The sequence below is a fragment of the Yinghuangia soli genome (assembly GCF_021502675.1).
GTDB lineage: Bacteria > Actinomycetota > Actinomycetes > Streptomycetales > Streptomycetaceae > Yinghuangia > Yinghuangia soli.
Genome location: NZ_JAKFHA010000003.1, coordinates 129,064 through 150,442, shown reverse-complemented (window position 1 = coordinate 150,442; position 21,379 = coordinate 129,064). Strand labels below are relative to the sequence as shown.

The following is a 21,379-nucleotide window of genomic DNA, read 5'->3' as shown; positions in this document are numbered from 1 at the left end:
CGCCCCCGCCTCCCGGTTCGCCGCAGGAGGCCACCGTGCCGATCGCCTATCCCGAGCCCTTCGCCCAGGCGTTCCGCACCCAGGCGCCGGGCGCCATCGCGCTCTACGGCAACACGTTGCTGTCCTGCCCGTCCGCCGACCCCGACTGCATCGTCGCGCGCACCGGCCAAGGACCGGACGTCAACAACAACTTCTGGAACATGGCCGTGGTCAATGCCGACCCGGACAGCAAAGGGCAGGTCTACTCCTCGTCGAGTTCGAACGTCCGCTTCCTGTCCGGCGACAGCGTCCTGTGGGCCGGCCTCTACTGGGGTGCCGTCGCCACGGCCGGCACAGGCGGGCAGCCGCCCGCGTCCTCCGGACGCGTCATGAAGCTCAAGCCGCCCGGTTCGGCCGACTACGTCCAGGTCACCGCGGACGGCGGCGGCCACGACCCCGCGTTCGGCGTCTACCAGGCGCACGCCGTCGTCACCGACCTGGTCAAGTCCGCCGGACCGGGCGTCTATTGGGGCGGCAACGTGGCCGCGGGCACTGGTGAGGACCGCTTCGCCGGCTGGAGCCTGGTCGTCGTCTACGGCGACGAAGCCCTGCCGATGCGCGACCTCACCGTCTTCCACGGCATCGAACCGGTCGCCGCCCGCGAACAGGTCAACCTCACCGTCTCCGGCTTCGTCACCCCGCCCTTCGGGCCGGTCAACGCCGAGATCGGCGTCGTCGCATACGAAGGCGAAAAGGGCTGGGGCGGCGACCGCATGCAACTCGACGGGCAGGACCTCGCGGACGCGGTCACCCCCGCCGACAACTTCTTCAACTCGCAGAACTCGGTCCGCGGCGCGATGTACACCGACCGCACGCCACCCGACCTCAACCTGTTCGGCTTCGACGTCAAGACCGTCTCCGCACCGGGCATCCTCGGCAACAACGCGCGCAGCGCACGCGTCGACCTACTGTCGTCCGGGGACGCCTTTGCCCCCGGTGTCATCACCACGACATTCGACCTGTACGCACCCAAGTTCGCGCGCGAGACGAAGACCGTGGAGAACCTGTCGGGGCACGACCCCGCCAAGACCGGGGACACGCTCCGCTATACGGTGACGCACCGAAACGACGGCATGGACGCCTCCGTGAAGACCATCGTCACCGACGCCGTACCGCCGGGCACCGCATACGTCGCCGGATCGCTGCGCATGGTCGACGGCCCCGCACCCGGGCCGCGCACCGACCAGGCGGGCGACGACACCGGCGAGTACGACGCGGCGACGCGCACGGTGCGGATGCGCGTCGGCAGCGGGGCCGACGCCGCCGACGGCGGCAGGCTCGCACCCGGCGAGACCGCCGCCTTCACTTTCGACGTCACCGTCGGCGCGGACGCCCCCGCCGACGGCATCACCAACTTCGCGCGCATCGACTACACGGCCGAGACCCTCAACCTCCCGGTCGAGCAGGATGGCAAACCGGTCGTCACGCCATACGCGCCGGACCCGACGCCGCCGCCCCCGACCCCGACGCCGGAACCGTCACCGGAACCTACCCCGACGCACACCACCGCGCCGCCTACGCCGGGGCCGTCCCCGACGACCACCTTCACCCCGCTCCCCAAGCCGAAGCCCGGGGGCAGCCTGGCCGGCACCGGGCCGGTCCTGTCCGCCTTCGGACTCCTCATCGCGGGGACGCTGCTGGTGGTCGTCGGGGCCGTCATGCGGTCACGCCGGCAGCGAGGCTGACGGTCCGTCGCGGTCCGCCTCGCCGCCGCCGTCCGAAGCGGACCGCGCGGTCGCCTCCGGCATGGCCGCCGAGTCGGCGGGCGACGCCATCGCGGTGACGCCCGCCAGCACCAGCGCCATCCCGAACCACGAGACAGCGGCGATGTGTTCGCCCAGCACCACGATGCCCAGTACGGCGGCCGCGACCGGCTCGCCGAGCGTGAGCGCGGTCGCCGCACTGGCCGTGGTGTGCCGCAGGCCCAAGCCGAACAGCGTGTACGCCACGGCCGTGGTGAGCACCCCCAGATGCAGCGCCACCGCCGCACCCCGGCCGGTCGCCAGCCACTGCATGTCGGCGGCCGCCACGGGCAGCACCGCGAGCGCAGCGCCGCCGAACATCACCGCGAGCACCGGGCGCGAGGAGTGCCCGCGCTCGATCAGGCGCGCCCCGACCGTCGCGTACACCGCGTACGCCAGCCCCCCGACCGCCGCAAGGCCGATGCCGACCAGGTCCGCACGGACCCCGCCGGCCTCTTGGCCGGCCACCAGCAACGCGCACCCGGCCACCGCCGTACCGGTCGCCAGGCACCAGCGGGCCCGCAGCGCCGTGCGTTCCAGCAGGCCCGCGAAAACCGGGGCCACCGCCAACGCGATGACCGTGGCCGTCGCGACGCCGGTCCGCGCGACCGCGGGGTAGAACACCAGGGGATAGCCGGCCACCGCCAGCGCACCGAGCAGCAACGCGGCCCGCTCCGGCCACGACACCGCGCGCAGCACGGCGAGCGTGCCGCGCGTGGTCAGGGCCAGCAGCAGACCACCGAGGAACAAGCCCGTGCAGCCGACGGTCGCGGCACCAGGCCCGGCCGGGGCGAGCGAGGCGACCGTGCCGGTGGTGCCCCAGAACAGGCAGGCCACCAGGATCAGCAGCGGCCCGCGCACGAACGTGCGGGCGGCCGCCGACGTAGACGAGGACGGGGACGGGGACGGTTCGAGGGCAGGGGAGAGCACCGAAGAGGATTGCGTGGACACGCAGAAGCCTTCCGTTTCAGGACCTGGGAAAAGGGATCCGAAACGGGCGCACCGCGGACATGGCGCAAGACCACACCGTCGTCGCGTCTATGCGCCGACGACGGCATGCGTAAGAAGCCCTCGTACTACGGGGCTGAGCAAACGGCCGTGCCGGTACGCCCTAGAGGGCGACCGGCGGCGGGGTGCTGAGGTACCAACCTGGTCCGGGCATGACGCCGAGCCTAGATGAGCGGCGCGCTCCGGTGCACGCGGGTATGGGGCGAGGCTGTGGATGCCGGCTCCGGTGCGGGCGCCTGGTCAGCGCACGCGCAGGCCGGAGCGCGCCAGAGCCTGCAGTTGCTCGGGCGTCGGACACCAGTTGGACGTCAGCTCGTCCGCGGGCCAGTCGGCCGCGGCGGCACCCGCGTCGAAGGCGGTCTGCAGGAACGCGAGCAGGGTCCGACGCGGGTTCTCCGCCGCTCGGACGGCGTCGTAGGCCAGCAGCGCCATGCCGCCGTCGTTCACCCACTCCGCCCCGGCCGGGCTCAGCGGCCGCGCGGCAAGCCCGTCCGGCTGCGGCGAGGTGTACGAGTAGTACGCCGGATAGCGCACCTTCGGGTCGCCCGGCCACCAGCCGAACGACACGACCTCGTGCGTGTACGCCTCCGCGGTCACGGGATCGGCGTCCGCGAGCGGCGCGGCGCGCTTTCCCGAGAAGCGCGTCAGGGCCAGGTCGAACGAATGCCAGAAGACGTGTACCGGGCTGGACTTGCCGGTGAACCAGCCCGCGAACTCCTGCAGCACGTCCGCCGACCAGGCCAGCGCCCGCCAATACCGCTCGACGTACTCGCGCTGGTAGGCCGCGTGCGCGGTGTCATCCGGGAACGGCGTGGTCAGGTGCTCGACGCCGAACGGCTTTTCCAGCAGCGGCACGTCCACCCCCAGGGCGGCGAGCGTCTCGTGCAGCTTCTTGTCGAACGCGGCCACGCTCAGGCCGCCGTCGAGGGCGAACGTCCGCACCTGGCCGCGGTCGGTGCGGACCACCAGGAGGTGGTCCACGAAATCGAACGCGATGTCGAAGAAGATGCCGTTGGCGGAGAGCCTGCGGGTGGTCAGGCCGCGGGTGTCGACCGAAAGCGTGATGTTCCACCAGTGGTTCTGCGGGTGCGTCGCGGCCAGCTTCACCTTGCCGACGATCTGCGCGAACAGATGCAGGGTGTCGAGCGTCTCCGACCATGCTCCGTACGGCAGCTCGGGCAGGTCGGCGTTCTCGGGCAGGCCGGTCGGCGCGGTGATCATGCCTTCATCGTCGGCAGATTCCGCGCCCGGCGCGCGCCGGGAGGTCCGTCCGGGCGTCGCCGCCCGGTGGCCCGGGCGGGTCGGGCGGGCTGAAGTCGGACGGGCCGAAGTCGGACGGGCCGAAGTCAGACGGGCTGAAGCGGGGAGTGCGGCCCGGCCGGCAGCTCGACGCGGATCGGGTCGCCGGGCAGCACGTCGCCGTCGGCCAGCACGACGCCCATGATGCCGCCGCGGCGCACGATGTTGCCGTCTTCGTCGCGGCCGACCAGCCGGGACAGCAGGCCGTCTTCGAAGCCGTCGATCTGCGCGCACGGGTTGCGCAGGCCGGTCACCTCGACGACCGCCTCCGCGCCGATGTGCAGGCGCGTGCCCGTGGGCAGGCCCAGGACGTCCAGGCCGGTCGTGGTGATGTTCTCGCCGAGCTGTCCGGCCGCGACCGAGAAGCCTTCGGCGCGCAGCTCGGTGTGCAGCTCGTCGTGCATCAGGTGCACCTGGCGCAGATTCGGCTGGCTGGGATCGCGGGCCACGCGGGACCGGTGCTTCACGGTCACGCCCGCGTGCACGTCGCCTTCGACGCCGCGGCCGGTCAGCAGGCGGATGCTCGGGCGGTTGGGCTTGCTGAAGGAGTACTCGGCGTTGCTGCTGACCGCGAGAACGACGGCGGTCTGGGCGGGGGAACCGGCTGCGGGTGCGGTCATGGGACGTGGGCATCCTTCGCTGGGTCGCGGGCTGGGTCGCGGGTCAGGCTGTTGGCCAGGCTGTGGAGTGGGGCGGGGGCGGGGGACAGGGTACGTGCCGGGTCGTGAGCCGGGTCGCGAGACAGGCCGTGGGTGGGGTCGTCGGCGGGGTCATCGGTGGGCTCGTCGGCCGGTCGATCGGGCAGGCCCGCCGGTTCGAGCAGCAGGGCGAGTGCCGCAGCGGCCGCCGGTCGATCGGCGAGCCGCTGCCGCCGGGGCCGGCGGATTCCGCGGATTCGGCCCGCCGGGTCCGGTAGGCGCGCATGCGGCAGGCGTCCGAGCAGTACTGACGCGGACGCGCGGCCTCGGCTCCTTCGGCGCCCACCACCTCCACCCGGGCGCGATCAAGACCCTCGTCCACGACCTCAAGGCCGCCACCACGCAGCCTTTCGCGGTCAACCTCTGGATTCCGCTCGCCGGCGAACCCCGCACCATGCCCGCCCGCCCCGCACTCCGCACCGCCGTCGACCGCATCCGCCCCTTCTACGAGGAACTGGGCCTGGACGCCGACGCCCTGACCGCGGACATCGACCTGCCCGACTACGACGACCAGATCGCCGCCCTCCTCGAAGCCCGGCCCCCGGTCGTCAGCTTCGTCATGGGCATCCCGTCCCACGACGTCCTCGCCGAGGCCCGCCGCCTGGGCATCACCACGCTCGGCACCGCCACCACGGTCGCCGAAGCCGTCGCCCTGGCCGATGCCGGGCTCGACGCCGTCGTCGCCTCGGGCAGCGACGCCGGCGGCCACCGCGGCGCCTTCCTCCGCCCGGTCGGCGAATCCCTGGTGGGCACGTTCGCCCTGATTCCCCAAGTGGCCGACGCCATCGCGATCCCCGTCATCGCCGCGGGCGGCATCGCCGACGGCCGAGGCATCGCCGCAGCCCTGACCCTCGGCGCCGACGGCGTCCAGATCGGCACCGGCTTCCTCGGCACCGACGAGTCCGCGGCAAGCCCCGTCCACCGCGCCGCACTGCACTCCGACGCCGCCCGCACCACAGTCCTGACCCGGCTGTTCTCCGGCCGGACCGCCCGCGGCATACCCAACCGCCTGACCCGCGAACTCGCCCACGCCGAACAGGAGGTCCCCGCCTATCCCGTCCAGAACGCCCTGATGCAACCCCTCCGCCGCGCCGCCACCCTTCAGGGCACCCCCGACCTCACCAGCCTCTGGTCCGGCCAGGCCGCCCCCCTCACCCGCCCCGGCCCCGCCCGCGCCTACCTCGAATCCCTCATCATCCAGGCCGCCGAACTGCTTGCGCCTGCCCGTTGACCAGTGCGTGCTCCTGACATCTGCACTGCCTGGCAGGCTCAGGACGGCCGTGGCACTCGCGGCAGGGGCCGAGCGTTGGTGAGCCGGCCGGCGTCTACGCCCGGCCGCGGCCTACGCAGACGAGGGACGTCGTCCAGGCGAGAACGGTCAGGACGAGAACGCCGATTACGGGTGCGAGAAGTGCGAAGGTGGGGTCGGGGGCGGCGGTGTACTGGCTTCGGATCGCCGCGTTGGCCGGTGACAGCGGCATCACGAGCCAAGCAAGGACGACAGCTGCCAGTGCGGCGAGGCCCGGCCCTCGGCCATGCACGAGCGGCGGGGCGCTGACAGCGCCCGCCGCCGAACCGGCGAGCAGACAGATGACGACCACGATCACGCCTTGCAGCAGGACGGATCCGGCTGATCGGGGCGCGCCCGGCGGGGGTTTGACCGAGGCGAAGTATTCGAAGACGACCCCGGCCGCGCCCAGCACGGCGGCGAACAGGAGTGCCACGGCCAGGGCGGTGGCCTGGACGCGGCGCGGGCCGACCACGGCGGCCACGACGGCTCGTTCGGCGGTGGACTCGGCGGTGACCACGAGGCGGGACACCCAGGCGGTGACGGGGATGAGGGCGGCGCCGGCCCACGCGAGGGAGTCGCCGAGTTCTTGTCCGCCGGCCGCGCCGCCCACGACGAGGGCCGCGTACAGCACCACGGGCGCCACCCAGCACTGCGACCTCAACAGCAGAGCCAGTTGGTAGCGCGCCAGGGGAAGAACGCGCGGGGGGATCACGTGCCAGGCTCCTCTTCCGCCACGCGGCGGATCCGCGTGGCCGGGTCCGCGAGCAGGGCACGCAGGACGTCGGCGCACACGTCCGGGTCGACGTCCACGCGGTACCCGTTGACGTGGCCGTCGGGTCGCGGGCACACGTCCCGTACGCCCGGCATCGACCGCAGGGCCGTGACCAGGGCTGGCGGCATCGGCGTGGAAGCGACGTCCGCGGCCATCCCCAGATCGACGTCGATGCGGACGAGCGACGCGGGCACGGACACGCGCCGCGGTCCGTGGACCAGCAGTTCGATGCTCGGCGGCACCCGTGTGACCTGACCGTCGCGGACTAACAGGGTCGTGTCCACGGTGTCGGCCAATCGCAGGGCGTCGTGGTCGACGAAGACGACCGTTCCGCCGTGCACGACCCGTTCGCGTACAGCCGAGTCCAGGATCGCGCGCGAAGGGGGGTCCAGGCCGGTCCACGCCTCGTCGAGGACGAGGAGGCCGGGCTCGGCCAGCAACGCCTGTGCGACGGCGACCTTCTGGCTCGTGCCTTTGGACAGGGCCCGCATCGGGGTGCGCGCATACCCGTGCGCCCCGAACAACTCCAGCAGTTCGCCTGCTCTTTCGACCGCGCGAGCGGTGGACAGGCCGTGGATGCGGCCCATATGGGCCAGGTAGTCGGCCGGCGTGAACGGCAGATCCCCGGGAAACCGCTCGGGAACGTAAGCCGTCGGCGGGCGGCCGTGGACCCGCCCGCGGTCGGGGCGGGTCGTCCCGGCAATCACCCGCAGCAGTGTCGACTTGCCACTGCCGTTGGCACCGTCGACGCGGACGAGCCTTCCGGGCTCCAGACGTGCATCGACATCGCGAAGAACCCAATTGTCCGCGCGCCGAAAGCGTTTGCCCACGCGTCGGAGCCGCAATCCTTGCTCTCGCACCCGCCAACCCTAATTCCGATCGGGGCGTCCGCGCTTGCCCCTCGCATCGCCACGGATCGCTGCTCCCGTGTCGGCCGATGCTCGGCGGTTTCCGGCCCGGGCCCGCAGGCGTTCAGGTCGGCAAGCCTCCGCGTGGTCGGGTTACGCAGGACCGCCTATCGGGCTCAGCGGGGGGAGGTCCCAGCCGCGGGACACCCACAGCCGGCCGTCGGCGCCGAGAGCCAGCACGACGGGTGTCTCCGTACTGCCGAGCCGGTCGACGGCGACGACCGGGAGTCCGACGAAATGTCGGCCTCCGCCGATGTCCTTCCAGGTGCCGAACGGACCGTCGGGGGAGTTCTGCAGGACGGCGCCGATGCTGCCGGCGCCGGTGCGCTGGGCGGCCACGATGCGGATGCCGTTCCCGTCGTCCCCGTGTCCGGCGGCGATCTCGCCGACGCCGTTCTGACCACCGCTGCCGACGTCCGCCGGCACCGGTGCGAACCCGGCGTCCGGGGCGGTCTGCGAGAACGCCTGCACCTGTCCGGTCCCCGGGGCCCGGAACATCAGGTCGACGCGCCCGGAGGCGTTGACGGCGGCCCGGACCGGACTTGCGGGAGGCCGTACCGGGAACCCGGGATCGGACGTGAAACCGGAGTCATGGGCGGTCTGGTACGCGTGGATGACGCGGCTGGGGGCCGAGCCGAAGAGTTCGATGCGCCGAGTCGCCGGCGACCGGGCATCGCCGGCCAGGACGGCGGTCGGCGCACCTTGGACAAGGTGGACCGTCCCGCGAACCGGTTCTGTTGCCGGGTGCTGCTTGCCGTCGACGACGTTGACCGTGAAGTGCGTCCAGTCCGACCAGGCGCCGCCGGCGGTCGTCTGCCATCGCGTGCTGATACCGCCTCCGCCGTTGCGGACGAAGACCTGCAGTCGGCCGTCCGCGTTGGAGACGACCGTCGGCGGACTCACATAGAGCCTCTCGGGCCGGCCCGCGTTGGGGTTGCCCAGGTCCGCCCAGCCCCAACTGCCGTCGGCCCGCTGATAGTGCGTCCAGATGTTCCGGGTGAGGCGCGCCTGGACGAACACCGCCATCCGCCCGCCCTGGTCGTTGCCCACGGCCACGCCTTCGGCCATCGCGCCCAGAACAGGAGGACCCGCATGGACAACCGGACCATCGAAGCCGCCCGCGGCGTTCTCGGTCCATTCGTACAGCGTCGCTCCGACCGCGACGAATGCATGGATCCGGCCGGCGGCGTCCCGGCCCGCCCACTGCGTGCCGCGCGACTCGGCCGCGTACTCCCGCACCGCCCAGCTACCATAGCCCGCGCCCGATCCGGTGGCCGGGTCCGGCATGCCGTCCGCGGTGACCGCGTGGGACTTCAGCAGCACGCCGTCATTGGCGGCGTACTTTGCGAACGCGGCGGTCTTCTGCGCCGCATCCGGCCCGGACAGGTTCTGCGGCAGAGCGCTGATGTTGTAGTCGCGGTAGTGCTCCATCAGCACCCGCACGCCGGGGTCGGGGTGCATCCGCTGGTGGTGCGCGACGGCGGCGTCTGCGGCCTTGCCGGCGGCCACGTGGTCGGAGTGGCTTGCGGCGTGGGAGGGATCGTCGGTCGTGTCCAGGGCACGCACGACCCTGGCCTCGGTCCAGGTGATCAGGGCGGTGAGCACGTTGCGCAGCGTCAGTCCGGTGTAGGAGACCGGCCAGACGGCCCCGTTCGGACCGTCGGCGTCCAGGGTGCTCGTGCTCACCGCGCTATTGCCGAGTTGTTCGAGTGCCTTGCCGCCCAGGTGGCGCTTATCGGCCGCCTCGGGCAGGTTCAAAAAGACCAACGTGACGCTCTTGCCGGGGGACTTGAGCTTGAAAGCCTCGACAGGTCGCGGAAGACCGGACGGGCGGACCTCGTCCCAGCATGCACCCCAGCCGGACGCTGCTTCCTCGCAGCCGTCCACTCCGGCCATCCAGGCGTACGCCTCGCGGACGCCTTCCTGGCGGTGTTCGGCGTACTCCTCCTGGCTGACCCCGGCAGGCAGCGCTTTCGGCGTGTTCTCGCCTGCCGTCAGGTACACGGTGGTGAGCGGCACGCCCGCATCGATCGCCTTCTGGATGTCGGGGTTCATGAAGAGCAGGTCGTCGTCCTGGTGCGCGACGATCTGCATGACGGCCGGCCGGCCGACACCCGCCTGCCCGGCACTCGGCGACACCAGGCCGGCGGCCAGGGCGAACACCGCCATGAAAACCGCGGATATCCGCCGTCGTCTCACCGTCGACACCTTCCGGAGCATGCCCAGGGCACTACCGCAAAGAAAGGTGATTCTAGGGCGGATCGCCCCCCGTCGCGTCGCCGGTCCGCGGTCCGGTCAGCGCTTGGACGTGCGGGCCGCGCGGAGCCACTCCTTGTTCATCGTCGTGATGGCCTGCAGCGGGATCCCCTTCGGGCACGCGGTCGCGCACTCCCCGGCGAGCGTGCAGCCGCCGAACCCCTCGGCGTCCATTTGGGCGACCATGTCCAGGACCCGGCTCTCCCGCTCGGGGGCTCCCTGCGGCAGCACGTTCAGGTGGTTCACCTTGGCGGCGGTGAACAGCGAGGCGGAGCCGTTGGGGCAGGCCGCGACACATGCGCCGCAGCCGATGCACTCGGCGTGCACGAAGGCGTGGTCAGCGTCGGGCTTGGGGACGGCGACGGCATGGGCATCCGGGGCGGAACCCGTCGGCGCGGTCACATAGCCGCCGGACTGGATGATCCGGTCCAGGGCCGTCCGGTCCACGACGAGGTCGCGGACCACGGGGAAGGCGGCCGCGCGCCAGGGTTCGACGTCGATGGTGTCGCCGTCGCGGAAGGACCGCATGTGCAACTGGCAGGCGGTGGTGCGTTCCGGGCCGTGCGCGTCGCCGTTGATGACCAGGCTGCAGGCGCCGCAGATGCCCTCGCGGCAGTCGTGGTCGAAGGCCACCGGGTCTTCGCCCTGCACGATGAGGTCTTCGTTGAGGGTGTCGAGCATCTCGAGGAAGGACATGTCGGGGGAGACGCCGTCGACCTCGTAGGCGGCCATGGCTCCGGGGGCATCGGCGTTCTTCTGGCGCCAGACGCGCAGGGTGAGCTTCACGTGTAGCTCCGTCGGGTGGGGTGGACGTACTCGAACACCAGGTCCTCCTTGTGCAGCAGGGGAGCCTGGCCGGGGGCGGTGAACTCCCACGCCGCGGCGTAGGAGAACTCGTCGTCCTTGCGTTCCGCCTCGCCCTCGGGCGTGCGGGACTCCTCGCGGAAGTGGCCGCCGCAGGACTCGGACCGGTGCAGGGCGTCGAGGCACATCAGCTCGGCGAGTTCCAGGTAGTCGACGACGCGGTTCGCCTTCTCCAGCGCCTGGTTGAACTCGGCGCCGGTACCGGGCACTTTGATGCGCCGCCAGAACTCCGCACGGATCTCCGGAATCCGCTGCAGCGCCTTGCGCAGCCCCACCTCCGTGCGGGCCATTCCGCAGTACTCCCACATCAGTTCGCCGATCTCGCGATGAAAGGAGTCAGGCGTGCGGTCGCCCTGCACCGCGAGCAGCCGCGCGAGGCGTTCCCTGGTCTCGTCCAGCGCCGCCACCGCCGCCGGGTGCGAGGCGTCCGCATCCCCGACCGCGGGCGCGCCGGCCAGGTAGTCGTTCACCGTCGCCGGCAGGACGAAGTAGCCGTCCGCGAGGCCCTGCATCAGGGCAGACGCACCGAGCCGGTTCGCCCCGTGGTCGGAGAAATTGGCCTCGCCGATCGCGAACAGGCCGGGCACCGTGGTCTGGAGGTCGTAGTCCACCCACAGGCCGCCCATCGTGTAGTGCACGGCGGGGTAGATCCGCATCGGGACCTCGTACGGGTTCTCCGCGGTGATCCGCTCGTACATCTCGAAGAGGTTGCCGTACTGCTCGGCGACCTTGTCGCGGCCCAGGCGCGCGATCGCATCCGCGAAGTCCAGGTACACGCCCTGTCCCCCGGGGCCGACACCGCGACCCTCGTCGCACACGTTCTTGGCCGCACGCGAGGCGATGTCCCGAGGCACGAGGTTGCCGAACGAAGGGTAGATGCGCTCCAGGTAGTAGTCCCGCTCGTCCTCCGGAATATCGACCGCAGCCCGCGGGTCGCCGGCCTTCTTCGGCACCCAGATCCGGCCGTCGTTGCGCAGCGACTCGCTCATCAGCGTGAGCTTGGACTGATGAGTTCCGGTCCGCGGAATGCACGTCGGATGAATCTGCGTGAAGCAGGGATTCGCGAAGTACGCGCCGCGCCGATGCGCACGCCACACCGCCGTCGCGTTGGAGTTCATCGCGTTCGTCGACAGATAGAAGACATTGCCGTACCCGCCCGAGGCCAGAACCACGGCATCGGCCATGTAGGTGCCGATCTCGCCGGAGACCAGATCGCGCGCCACGATGCCCCGAGCCCGCCCGTCGACCACCACCAGGTCCAGCATCTCCGTACGGGGGTGCATCTCGACCGTTCCGGCCGCGATCTGCCGGGACAGCGCCTGATAGGCACCCAGCAGCAGTTGCTGCCCCGTCTGCCCGCGGGCATAGAAGGTCCGCGACACCTGGACCCCGCCGAAGGAGCGGGTATCCAGCAGCCCGCCGTACTCCCGCGCGAACGGCACACCCTGCGCCACGCACTGGTCGATGATCTGCACCGAGATCTCGGCGAGCCGGTGCACATTCGACTCCCGCGCGCGGAAGTCCCCGCCCTTCACGGTGTCGTAGAACAGCCGGTGCACCGAGTCGCCGTCGTTGCGGTAGTTCTTCGCCGCGTTGATACCGCCCTGCGCGGCGATCGAATGCGCCCGCCGCGGCGAGTCCTGGTAGCAGAACTGCAGCACCCGATAGCCCTGTTCGGCCAGCGTCGCACCCGCCGACGCACCCGCCAGCCCGGTCCCGACGACGATCACCGTGTGCTTGCGCCGGTTCGCGGGGTTGACCAGCTTTGCGGTGAAGCGCCGCCGGTCCCAGCGTTCGGCGATCGGCCCCTGGGGGGCCTTGCTGTCGGCGATCCGCGAACCGGTGCCGTAGTCCAGATAGCTCATGTCAGTTCACGACTCCGGTCATGACGGCGACAGGTACGGAGATGAAACCGATGGTCAAGCCGGCCGCGAGAAGATTCGCGGCCCCCTTCAGCAGCCGGGCCCGAGCCGCGCTGCCCACTCCGAGGGTCTGCGCCGCGCTCCAGAACCCGTGCCGGATGTGCAGCCCCAAGGCCAGCATCGCCACGATGTAGACGACGTTCCCGTACCAGGTCGAGAAGGTGGCGACGACGTTCTCGTACGGGTGTCCCGCCTGCGCGTTCTCGTTCACGGTCAGCGTCGTCAGGTCGAGCAGGTGCCACACCACGAACAGCGCGAGAATGACCCCGCCCCAGCGCATCGTCCGGGTCGCGTAGCTCGTACGCGCCTTGGTATGCGCGTAGCGCACCGGACGCGCCTTGATGTCCCGGCGGCTCAACTGGAACGCGCACACACCGTGCAGCACCACCGAGACGACCAGTCCGACCCGGACTATCCACAGTGCCCAGTGGCTGTGCAGGACCGGCGCGCCGAGGTGCCGCAGCCAGTGCGCGTACCCGTTGAACTCGTCCGCGCCGAAGAAGATCTTGAGGTTGCCCGCCATGTGGGCGACCAGGTAGCCGAGCATGATCAGGCCGGTCACGGCCATGACCGTCTTCTTGCCGACGGAGGAGTCCCACAGCGTGCGTACGGTGGGCGGCCGCCGATCCCTGGTTGCGAGAGCCATGCGCCGACCGTAGGGCGGCCACCCACAAGAGGTCCAAGACATGATCCTGCTCGACTCCATAGGCACTGCCTATCAACGAGCTAAGCTGCCCCCATGCAGTTCCAGCAACTCGCCTACTTCGTGGCCGTGGCCGAGACCCGGCACTTCACCCGGGCCGCCGAACGCGTGCACGTCTCGCAGCCCTCGCTCTCCCAGCAGATCCGGGCCCTGGAGACCGAACTGGGCACCGACCTGTTCAGCCGCGCCCGCGGCAACATCGCCCTCACCGAAGCCGGCGAAGCCCTCCTGCCGCTGGCCCGCCGCATCCTGGCCGACGCCGACACCGCCCGCCTCGAAGTCCAGGAACTCGCCCAGCTCCGCCGCGGCCGCGTCCGCCTCGGCGCCACCCCGAGCCTCTGCACCGGCCTGCTGCCCGACGTGCTGCGCACCTTCCACGCCATGCACCCCGGCATCCGCCTCCTCATCGAGGAAAGCGGCTCCCACGGCCTCGTCCGCGAACTCGCCGACGGCGCCCTCGACCTCGCCCTGGTCGTCCTCCCGCTGCCCCGCCCCTCCCCGGCGCTCACCACCGTCGAGCTCCTCCGCGAGGACCTCGTCGTCGTCTCCGCCACCACCGCCCCACCCCCGGGCGGCGGCCGCACCGTGGCCGTCTCCGACCTCCGCCACGAGTCCCTGGTGATGTTCCGCCACGGCTACGACCTGCGCGAACTCACCGTCGCCGCCTGCCGCGCCGACGGCTTCGAACCCTCCTTCGCCGTGGAAGGCGGCGAGATGGACGCCGTCCTCGGCTTCGTCCGCGCCGGCCTGGGCGTAGCCGTCGTCCCCAGCATGGTCGCCACCCACGCCGGCCAAGGCCTCCGCGTCACCCCCTTCACCCCCCAGAGCCGCCTCCACCGCACCATCGCCCTGGCCCACCGCAGCGACGCGACCCTCTCCCGAGCAGCCCAAGAATTCCAACGAGTCCTCCTCGCCACCCACCCCCGCAAACCCCACGGCCGAACCCCTTGAGCACAGCCGATCGAAGACACCACGAGCGTTCGTCCGGCACGTGCGCGGACGCGCTGTCCGACGTCTGTGCTTGGCTCCCGCTGTCCGTTTCATTGCCGGGGGAGGGGGCTGCCATGGGAGGCAGAGCGGTGATCTTTGCGCTGGGAGTCGACGACACCCGGCGCCTCCTGGCTGCCGCCGGGGACGACGGCGCGGTGATGAGCCTGATCGAGGAGATCGAGGAGCGCTGGGACCGCGACGGACTCGTCGACCTGGACAAGTCGTGGGACGCGCTGCACCGCTGCCTCACCGACGGGGAACTGGCCTTCGAGAACGGCGACTACCCGCTCTCGCACGCCATCTTGGGCGGACAAGTCCTGTACGACGGAGACGACTACATCGTGTCGTACGTCAGCCCGGAGCAGGTCCACGACATCGCCCGCGCCCTGGCCCCGCTGGACGAGCAGTGGCTTCGGGGCAGGTTCGCCACCCTGCCCTTCGGGGACTACGAGGGCGCCGGCAGCGAGCAGGACATCGCCTACACGTGGGCTTCCCTGCCCGGCCTCAAGGACTTCTACCGAGCAGCAGCCGCCCGCGGACGCACGGCGGTCTTCACCGTCGATCAGTAGAACGGGCCGGTCAGCGCAGCCGGCGGAGTGCTGCGGTAGCGCAGTCGTCGGCGGCGCTGTTAAAGGCGATGGCTGCCCTGGGAGCGTGCAGGCGGACGAGGTTGATAATTGCCTCGAACAGCGGCAGCAAAGGCTCATGGCTGCGGATACCGCCGCCAATGACGACGCAGGCGTAGTCGCCACCGATCAGCGCGGCGGTGACTGCCTCTTCAGCGTTGTCGTCAGGGACGAACAAGCACCAATCGGCCTGAATGCCATGCTCGGCGAAAGCGGCCCGGCTCCGCGCCAGACCCGCGAGAACCGGCGCAGGATCCCAGCCGTCGAGCTTCTCGGGATCCAGCCCGATGACAAGCACGCGAGGTCCGGACACATCTCCTCCTGCGCAGCATCGGTACGGGGTGCGACGACCCCAGGCCCAGAGACACCTGATTGGCGTGCTCTCCAGTGTCTCGCGCCGCGCCGTCGCTTAGAGGAGGAGTAAGGGACGGCGGGTCGTGACCTATGACCGTACGGCACTACCCAGGACACCGACCTCGACCACCTGCTGACGTCGGCCCGCAACCGCCGCCCGCAATCCTGCGCGACGGCACCGCCCCGGTGGAACCCCGGAACCCTGTCCCAAACCGCGTCGGATCACTGCCTGGATGGCGGCGCCTGCGCGGACGGCCTCAAACTGGTCCGCGGGTGAGCCGCTTTCCGGAAGAACGGCAAGAATGTCGTCACCGTCGTTCCACTGCAGCGGAGTTCAGGCCCCGTGCAGGGGGCGATCACACGCATTAAGCCGGTCAAGTGGAGTCAGCCAGGCGGACGCCGTTCGGACTACCGCGAACGGCGGTTCTCGCTCAACCACCGTGACCGTCAGGCCCCCTGCCAGACGAAGATGCCTTCGAGGCCGTCGGTGCTGAGGTAGGCATGGCCGGTGCCTCCGCCGAAGTTGAGGAAGTAGGGGTCGTCGAGGGTGCCCTCCAGGTCGTGGAGTTGGAAGAAGAACCGCCAGGGGCGGCCGACGACGGCGAAGTTCGGATACAGAGGGCGGCCCGCCAGCCAGTCGCGTGGATCGTCCGACCACACATCGGGCTCCCCGCGTTCCCCGTTGCTCCAGCCCACGTACTGCTCGATTGCCTCCTCGGTACGCGGGTCGAACGGTGCGAGGTCGACCAGCCACTCCACCGGCACCTGCTCAACGGCATCCGTCCACAGCGTCGGCCCCGTGATGCCAGGCGGGCCGATCCGCACTCCGGGACGCACGCGACCGCCGGGCTGGACGATCAAAGCAGCGTCGCCCGGCTCCTCATCGGGGCCGTCGAGTCCGCCCATGAACAGGCTGTCCTCTTCGAGGAAGAGATAGGCCAGACGCGCGACCTCCCCGGCCGCGACCGGCACCGGGAACTGGCCGATGAACATGAGCGGTTCGCCGCTGGTCGGGCTCACCGGCCACGCGGGCTCGGTAAGCCACACCGGCGAACCGCCCAGCTTGGCGACCGGCTCGGTGACGGGCTGCCCGGGGGCATACAGCGTCATGCGCATGCGCGGGAGGAACGCGGCATCGTCAGGTCCGACCGGTCCTTCGACGGGGGTGGGCAACATGCCCGGCAGGATAACGATCTGGGGCGACGACGTTCCTGGACGGGACCCTCGGCTCAACCACGTTCAGTCGCCCTCGCCGGCATGCTGAGGCGAAGTACGCCAGCAGGATGCCGAACCCAATTACCCACACGTTCTCGGTGAGCACGCTCAACCACGAAGGCAGGCCCTCCAGGCCGTAGATGCCGGTCGAGGGTCGGATCGGATGCATCTTGACCGGCCACGCGAGCATCGTCAGGTACGTCGCGGCCAGAGCGAAACCGGCAGCCCTGTCGCGGCTGCGCCACGCCGTGACCGCGAGATGCACGATCAGCGGAACGACCCACACCCAGTGATGACCCCACGAGTGCGGGGCGATCACGACGCCGGTGAGTCCGCACAAGGCGACGCCGAGCACCTCGTGCCCTTGCCGGGACGCGCGTACCGCAAGAGCGAGACCGAGGGTGGCCAGCGCCGCGGCGGAGAGCACCCACAGCAACTGCGGCGGCGTGTCGGTGTCGAACGTCCGGGCCATCAGGCCTCGCAGGGACTGATTGGTGACGTTGCGGGCGTAGCCCACCCGGTCCGCATCGAGGAAGACGCCGCCCCAGTAGTCGGTCGAGTCCCGCGGCGCGCACAGGAGGCCGACGGCGACGGTCCCGGCGAAGGCGCCGCCAGCGACCGCGGCGGCTCGGAAGCGGCGGGCCAGGAGCAGGTACAGGATGAAGATCGCCGGCGTCAGTTTGATGCCGGTCGCGATCCCGACGCCTATGCCGCGCCACCGCGACGTACGCGAACCGGTGAGATCGGCAACGACGATAAGCATCAGTAGCAGATTGATCTGCCCGAACGAGACCGTGCTGCGCACCGGTTCCACGAACATCAGAGCCCCGGACATGAGCACGGCGAGCACGGCAATATCCCGATGCCGGCTGCCAATGAGCCGTGCCAGGACTATGCGGACCGTCCCGTACAGGCATGCCGCGCACAGGACGATCCACAGCACCTTGACCAGGCCAAGCGGAAGTACTGCCAGCGGGGCGAACACGACTGCTGCGAAAGGCGGGTACGTGAACTCCATGTCGAGCCCGAGCACCGGCCCGTCGTACAGCGGCCGCCCGGCGGACAAGACGATCCGCCCGCCCGCGCGATACACGCGCAGGTCCGCCATCCAGTAGTACGCCGGCCACACGACCGTGCTCGCCACATACGCGGCAACCGCACTCAGCACCACACCGATGCCGACGAGGCGCACTCGCCTGTGCCGCGCTTCGGGACCCGCGACCGTCACCTTCACAAGACCGCCGCAGGGCATGCGTCACCGCACGACTCGAGCATGACCGGTTCGCCCCCCGGCGCCGTGGAATCAGGACCTCACATGCCAGTCAACTGCATACGTAGGTAGGTGAGTTCCCGATTCCCAAAAAGTTCGTTCACGTGGCGGTGGTTCGGGCCGCGCGTATGTCGCGGTTGTCGAGGATGCGCCAGGTGCCGGCCGTGAACACCGCAGCGCAGCCGAAGCCCAGCCAGAAGGGCGCAGCCAGATGCCGCCTGTGTTGTCGGAGACGCCGGCCGCGGTGACCGACACAGTTAGGAGCAATCCGAGGGTGTCGACGGCGATGTGGCGTTTGCGGCCGGCGATCCGCTTGCCGGCGTCGATGCCCTGGTCGGATGTGTTGATGTTGGCGGAGGTCTTGATGCTCAGGCTGTCCAGGACGCAGGCGCTCGGTTCGGCGTCTCGTCCGGCCTGCTGGCGGACGAGGGGCCGGCGCAGGCCGTCGAGCTGCTCGAAGGCGCCGTCCTTCCGCCGGGTGACGGCCGCTCATAGACGGCCTCTCCACCGTCGGACGCCTCCCCTTCGTGAGGGTCCTCGGCGAGGACGTCATCCCACACGACGCCGCCGTTGGCCCAGATCGACGGCCGGCGGCGGATCGGCATCGCGTGGTGGACCGCGTCGTGCGGTTCCTGTCCCCAGGCGGGCTTCCAGCCCGCGTCGTCGTGGACCAGCACCGGATTGGCGATGGCGATGGCGATCGTCGACAGGTAGGACGTGATCGTGCAGCCGTCGTAGGTCAGGAACGTCCACGACGGGGGCGTGTCTCTCCCGCTGCCGGTGCGTTTCCGGACGGCGCACGGCCAATCGGTGAATCGACCGGGTGCGCGGTTGGTCCGGCGCAGGGACGCGAGGCGGGAGTCGGGGCCGAAGCCGCCGTCGCTGACCTCGGTGCAGACGCGGCGTAGCAGCCCGGGCAGTGCGCGTCTCATGTCGTGTTCGGATGGCGTGCGGACGGCGCCTTGCAGGGCATCGGCGACCATCCTGGTGCGCAGGTGGTCGACGGTGGCCCAGCCGACGACGTTGCGGGTGGCGGTGTCGGCTCCAAGTCGTTTCCAAGTGCCTTCCATGAACCCCCGGCCAAGCTCTGACACATGGAAACCACGAGCAACACCCAGACTCCCCATGACGAGCGACCGGGCACTCGCTCCATGGTGGTCGTCCAGCGCGGACTGCGCCGCGAGTCACGCCTGCCGGCACGGCTCGTCGCGGCCGAGTAGGCCGGGACCGGTTCGCCCGGCAAGTCCGCAATCTGATCACCGACCGCGGCCTGTACAACCGAACGGTCGCAGCAATGATGCAGTGCGACGCGCCGCTGCTGGTGACACCTCCCAAAGCGACCCACTACCGGGCCAGCCCCAGCGCGTACGCACAGGCAGCACTCCCAGGCTTGCCGGCCATGGCCCCACGCGAGCCGGGGTCCGCTGTGGTGACCACCTACGCCTCGACGTTCCATCGCGACCATCTGGACCGCTCCGTCCGCGAGACCAGGTCACTGTCGGAGGTACTCGACATGCGCCTGGGCGATCTCGGCTGACGAGCCATCCGGACACGGCAATCCGTTGCCCTGCACCTGGGTCAGCCATCCCGAAAACGGCATTACGCCCACGATGACGGCGCGAATGCGCGCCGTCCTGAGAAAGGCAGCGCTGCATGCGCCTGATATACGCCCGGATCGACACTCCAGCCGCCCCCGGAATGCTGGTTCCATTCCTCATCCGCTCCCCCCGATCGGGGGGCGCCGTTGTGGAACCTCTCGCTCTCCGCTGTGCGCACGCTGATGACCGATCCCATGTCTGATCTGGGAGGGTGTGCCCGCTTGTGGCGGTGGATCGGTGCCCGCCCGCCGGTTCGCTGGGGTGTTCTGTCGATAGTCCTCGGCGCGGTGGCCGGGATCGGAGCGATCGGGCTGTTCGGTCTGCTGGAGTTGGCAAACCACTGGCTGCTCGGCGCGCTCGGCGGACACAGTCCCTACACCACGACCGCCCAAGGCGGCTTCGAGACCGGGTGGACACGTGAACGGGCCGTATGGGCGGTCCCCCTGGTCGTAGCAGGCGGTTCCCTGGTTGCCGCGGCGCTGGTGCGGTGGCTCGCCCCTGAGGCGGGCGGACACGGGACCGACGCGGCCATCGCCGCCGCCCATCACCACCCCCTCGGCATCCGCGGACGGGTGGCCGGCGTGAAGATGGTCGCTTCCGCGGTCACCATCGGCGCCGGAGGATCAGGCGGCACCGAGGGCCCGGCGGCGCAGATTTCCGCCGCATTCGGCTCCGTCGTCGCCCGTCGCACCGGTTTGACTCGCGATCAGGCCCGTACCGCGGTGGTCGTCGGTCTGGCGGCGGGCGTGGGGGCCATCTTCCGTGCCCCTCTCGGCGGGGCGCTGCTGGGCGCGGAACTGCTGTACCGCAAAGACGCCGACGCCTCGGTGGTCGCCAAGGCCCTGCCCGCGGCTCTGGTCGGCTACGGAGTCTTCGGTTCCGTTTTCGGATTCGGCCCCATTTTCGGATACCACCCGGATGCGGACATCGGCGGGCTTGGGGGCCTGCTGCTGATCGCGACCGTCGGGCTGCTCGCGGGTGGGGCCGCACGCGTCTACGCCACGATGTTCATCCTGGTCCACAACCGCACCAATGCCGCAGCCCGAACCACCACCAGAAGGCTCGTATTTCCTGCCGCGGGCGGCCTCGCGGTCGGCGCCTTCGGTCTGTGGGTGCCCGGAGTTCTCGGCACCGGCTATGGGCTGATGGAAGGCGCGATGAACCGCGAGGTCCTGCTGGACCTTTCACTGTGGGCCGTCCTGCTGATCGCCCCCGCAAAGATCGCCGGCACCGCCTTGTCGATCGGCACCGGCGGCTCCGGCGGTGTCTTCGGCCCGGGCATGGTCGTGGGCGCGGCCATCGGTGCATCGGTGTGGCGGATCGCAGAAGGGCTCGGGTACGGCCCCAACGACCCCACCATGTTCGTCGCCGCGGGCATGGCTGCCTGCCTGGGGCCAGTCGTACGGGCGCCGCTGGCGGTCCTGGTGATGACCGCCGAAACACTCGGCAACGCGACCCTTTTGGCCCCTGGTGCGCTCGCCGTCCTGTGCGCGATCCGGGTACTCGGCGACACCACGATCTACCCAAGCCAACCCGACAAGCGCGCAGACGTCGCGATCGACGAGTCACACCGTCAACACGCCTCGGAAGGCTGACGCGCGAGGCAGAGCCCGCGACGGTGTCGGGTTCCCGCAGGTCAAAGTGCGGAAGCCCGACCCGAGGGCACGCTGCGTGATATCGCCGACTACTGCCGGCAGTTGCGGTCGGGCCGCCTGGTGGTTACCGGCGCCCCCAGGTTCGGGGAAGACGGTGCCGGCCTTCCATCTGATCCTCGCCCTGCTCGACGCACGCGGCCCGGACAATCCGGCACGACTCGCTGACCAA

General features: G+C 70.6%; 20 protein-coding genes and 1 pseudogene. 7 read left to right on the top strand and 14 right to left on the bottom strand.

Features of this window, described 5'->3' with window-relative positions; translation table 11 throughout:
- The first annotated feature begins 35 nt into the window (after window positions 1–35).
- Entirely contained in the window at window positions 36–1,724 is a 1,689-nt protein-coding gene (locus LZ495_RS44725) for a DUF11 domain-containing protein (RefSeq protein WP_235051236.1), read from the top strand.
- On the opposite strand, the gene LZ495_RS07630 is transcribed toward LZ495_RS44725, so the two are convergent.
- The 3 genes from LZ495_RS07630 to LZ495_RS07620 form a co-directional block, all read right to left on the bottom strand.
- Window positions 1,704–2,732 carry an EamA family transporter gene (locus tag LZ495_RS07630; protein ID WP_235051235.1) on the bottom strand — a complete coding sequence of 343 codons (1,029 nt, stop codon included), beginning with the start codon at window positions 2,730–2,732 and terminating at the stop codon, window positions 1,704–1,706. The two genes, LZ495_RS44725 and LZ495_RS07630, sit on opposite strands and share 21 nt — an antisense overlap.
- A gap of 297 nt (window positions 2,733–3,029) precedes the next feature.
- On the bottom strand, window positions 3,030–4,010 hold the full coding sequence (locus LZ495_RS07625; RefSeq protein WP_235051234.1) for a DUF5996 family protein: 981 nt from the start codon (window positions 4,008–4,010) through the stop codon (window positions 3,030–3,032).
- 125 nt (window positions 4,011–4,135) lie between these two features.
- Window positions 4,136–4,708, bottom strand: a complete 573-nt coding sequence (locus LZ495_RS07620) for an MOSC domain-containing protein (protein ID WP_235051233.1) — start codon at window positions 4,706–4,708, stop codon at window positions 4,136–4,138.
- A gap of 211 nt (window positions 4,709–4,919) precedes the next feature.
- Here LZ495_RS07620 and LZ495_RS07615 point away from each other — a divergent pair, with 211 nt between their 5' ends.
- Window positions 4,920–6,017 carry an NAD(P)H-dependent flavin oxidoreductase gene (locus LZ495_RS07615; RefSeq protein ID WP_235051232.1) on the top strand — a complete coding sequence of 366 codons (1,098 nt, stop codon included), beginning with the start codon at window positions 4,920–4,922 and terminating at the stop codon, window positions 6,015–6,017.
- Between the two features lie 94 nt (window positions 6,018–6,111).
- On the opposite strand, the gene LZ495_RS07610 is transcribed toward LZ495_RS07615, so the two are convergent.
- From LZ495_RS07610 to LZ495_RS07585, 6 genes are all read right to left on the bottom strand, one after another.
- Window positions 6,112–6,789, bottom strand: a complete 678-nt coding sequence (locus LZ495_RS07610; protein WP_235051231.1) for a hypothetical protein — start codon at window positions 6,787–6,789, stop codon at window positions 6,112–6,114.
- Entirely contained in the window at window positions 6,786–7,679 is an 894-nt protein-coding gene (locus LZ495_RS07605) for an ATP-binding cassette domain-containing protein (RefSeq protein ID WP_372498539.1), read from the bottom strand. The genes LZ495_RS07610 and LZ495_RS07605 overlap by 4 nt, the downstream gene beginning before the upstream one ends.
- 171 nt (window positions 7,680–7,850) lie before the next feature.
- On the bottom strand, window positions 7,851–9,956 hold the full coding sequence (locus tag LZ495_RS07600; protein WP_235051230.1) for a DUF8189 domain-containing protein: 2,106 nt from the start codon (window positions 9,954–9,956) through the stop codon (window positions 7,851–7,853).
- A 96-nt stretch (window positions 9,957–10,052) separates the two neighbouring features.
- Window positions 10,053–10,799, bottom strand: coding sequence for a succinate dehydrogenase/fumarate reductase iron-sulfur subunit (locus LZ495_RS07595; RefSeq protein ID WP_235051229.1), 747 nt, complete (start codon window positions 10,797–10,799; stop codon window positions 10,053–10,055).
- The gene (locus tag LZ495_RS07590) at window positions 10,796–12,742 is read right to left on the bottom strand and encodes a fumarate reductase/succinate dehydrogenase flavoprotein subunit (protein WP_235051228.1); all 1,947 of its coding nucleotides are present in this window, start codon (window positions 12,740–12,742) and stop codon (window positions 10,796–10,798) included. The genes LZ495_RS07595 and LZ495_RS07590 overlap by 4 nt, the downstream gene beginning before the upstream one ends.
- Window position 12,743: 1 nt before the next feature.
- Window positions 12,744–13,445 carry a succinate dehydrogenase cytochrome b subunit gene (locus LZ495_RS07585; protein ID WP_235051227.1) on the bottom strand — a complete coding sequence of 234 codons (702 nt, stop codon included), beginning with the start codon at window positions 13,443–13,445 and terminating at the stop codon, window positions 12,744–12,746.
- Between the two features lie 93 nt (window positions 13,446–13,538).
- Between LZ495_RS07585 and LZ495_RS07580 the strand changes: the two genes are divergently transcribed.
- Complete coding sequence (locus tag LZ495_RS07580) at window positions 13,539–14,453, top strand: LysR family transcriptional regulator (RefSeq protein WP_235051226.1); 915 nt, start codon at window positions 13,539–13,541, stop codon at window positions 14,451–14,453.
- 113 nt (window positions 14,454–14,566) lie between these two features.
- Window positions 14,567–15,061, top strand: coding sequence for a DUF1877 family protein (locus LZ495_RS07575; protein WP_235051225.1), 495 nt, complete (start codon window positions 14,567–14,569; stop codon window positions 15,059–15,061).
- A 10-nt stretch (window positions 15,062–15,071) separates the two neighbouring features.
- Here the strand turns inward: LZ495_RS07575 and LZ495_RS07570 are convergent, their stop codons facing one another.
- The 5 genes and pseudogenes from LZ495_RS07570 to LZ495_RS07550 all read right to left on the bottom strand — a co-directional run bounded on the left by LZ495_RS07570 (window position 15,072) and on the right by LZ495_RS07550 (window position 19,027).
- The gene (locus LZ495_RS07570) at window positions 15,072–15,416 is read right to left on the bottom strand and encodes a hypothetical protein (protein ID WP_235051224.1); all 345 of its coding nucleotides are present in this window, start codon (window positions 15,414–15,416) and stop codon (window positions 15,072–15,074) included.
- Between the two features lie 503 nt (window positions 15,417–15,919).
- A complete protein-coding gene (locus LZ495_RS07565; RefSeq protein WP_235051223.1) occupies window positions 15,920–16,648 on the bottom strand; it encodes a hypothetical protein in 729 nt (242 codons plus the stop codon).
- The gene (locus LZ495_RS07560; RefSeq protein ID WP_235051222.1) at window positions 16,611–17,879 is read right to left on the bottom strand and encodes a glycosyltransferase 87 family protein; all 1,269 of its coding nucleotides are present in this window, start codon (window positions 17,877–17,879) and stop codon (window positions 16,611–16,613) included. The genes LZ495_RS07565 and LZ495_RS07560 overlap by 38 nt, the downstream gene beginning before the upstream one ends.
- 291 nt (window positions 17,880–18,170) lie before the next feature.
- Window positions 18,171–18,425: pseudogene (locus LZ495_RS45235) on the bottom strand (transposase); the annotation flags it as partial.
- On the bottom strand, window positions 18,326–19,027 hold the full coding sequence (locus tag LZ495_RS07550; protein ID WP_235051221.1) for a hypothetical protein: 702 nt from the start codon (window positions 19,025–19,027) through the stop codon (window positions 18,326–18,328). The gene LZ495_RS07550 and the pseudogene LZ495_RS45235, both read right to left, overlap by 100 nt.
- 24 nt (window positions 19,028–19,051) lie before the next feature.
- On the opposite strand from LZ495_RS07550, the gene LZ495_RS43875 reads away from it, so the two are divergent.
- The 3 genes from LZ495_RS43875 (at window position 19,052) to LZ495_RS07540 (ending at window position 21,150) form a co-directional block, all read left to right on the top strand.
- Window positions 19,052–19,177, top strand: coding sequence for a hypothetical protein (locus tag LZ495_RS43875; protein WP_268822477.1), 126 nt, complete (start codon window positions 19,052–19,054; stop codon window positions 19,175–19,177).
- A 179-nt stretch (window positions 19,178–19,356) separates the two neighbouring features.
- Entirely contained in the window at window positions 19,357–19,494 is a 138-nt protein-coding gene (locus LZ495_RS07545; RefSeq protein WP_235051220.1) for a hypothetical protein, read from the top strand.
- Window positions 19,495–19,725: 231 nt separating this feature from the next.
- Window positions 19,726–21,150, top strand: a complete 1,425-nt coding sequence (locus LZ495_RS07540; protein WP_235051219.1) for a chloride channel protein — start codon at window positions 19,726–19,728, stop codon at window positions 21,148–21,150.
- Window positions 21,151–21,379: the final 229 nt, after the last annotated feature.

Excerpts from the sequence above, each read along its gene's own strand:
- LZ495_RS07590 (WP_235051228.1), bottom strand. The coding sequence starts at position 12,742 with ATGAGCTATCTGGACTACGGCACCGGTTCGCGGATCGCCGACAGCAAG.
- LZ495_RS07565 (WP_235051223.1), bottom strand. The coding sequence starts at position 16,648 with ATGTTGCCCACCCCCGTCGAAGGACCGGTCGGACCTGACGATGCCGCG.
- LZ495_RS07575 (WP_235051225.1), top strand. The coding sequence starts at position 14,567 with ATGGGAGGCAGAGCGGTGATCTTTGCGCTGGGAGTCGACGACACCCGG.
- LZ495_RS07625 (WP_235051234.1), bottom strand. The coding sequence starts at position 4,010 with ATGATCACCGCGCCGACCGGCCTGCCCGAGAACGCCGACCTGCCCGAG.
- LZ495_RS07580 (WP_235051226.1), top strand. The coding sequence starts at position 13,539 with ATGCAGTTCCAGCAACTCGCCTACTTCGTGGCCGTGGCCGAGACCCGG.
- LZ495_RS07545 (WP_235051220.1), top strand. The coding sequence starts at position 19,357 with ATGGCCCCACGCGAGCCGGGGTCCGCTGTGGTGACCACCTACGCCTCG.
- LZ495_RS07620 (WP_235051233.1), bottom strand. The coding sequence starts at position 4,708 with ATGACCGCACCCGCAGCCGGTTCCCCCGCCCAGACCGCCGTCGTTCTC.
- LZ495_RS07585 (WP_235051227.1), bottom strand. The coding sequence starts at position 13,445 with ATGGCTCTCGCAACCAGGGATCGGCGGCCGCCCACCGTACGCACGCTG.
- LZ495_RS43875 (WP_268822477.1), top strand. The coding sequence starts at position 19,052 with ATGGAAACCACGAGCAACACCCAGACTCCCCATGACGAGCGACCGGGC.
- LZ495_RS07550 (WP_235051221.1), bottom strand. The coding sequence starts at position 19,027 with ATGGAAGGCACTTGGAAACGACTTGGAGCCGACACCGCCACCCGCAAC.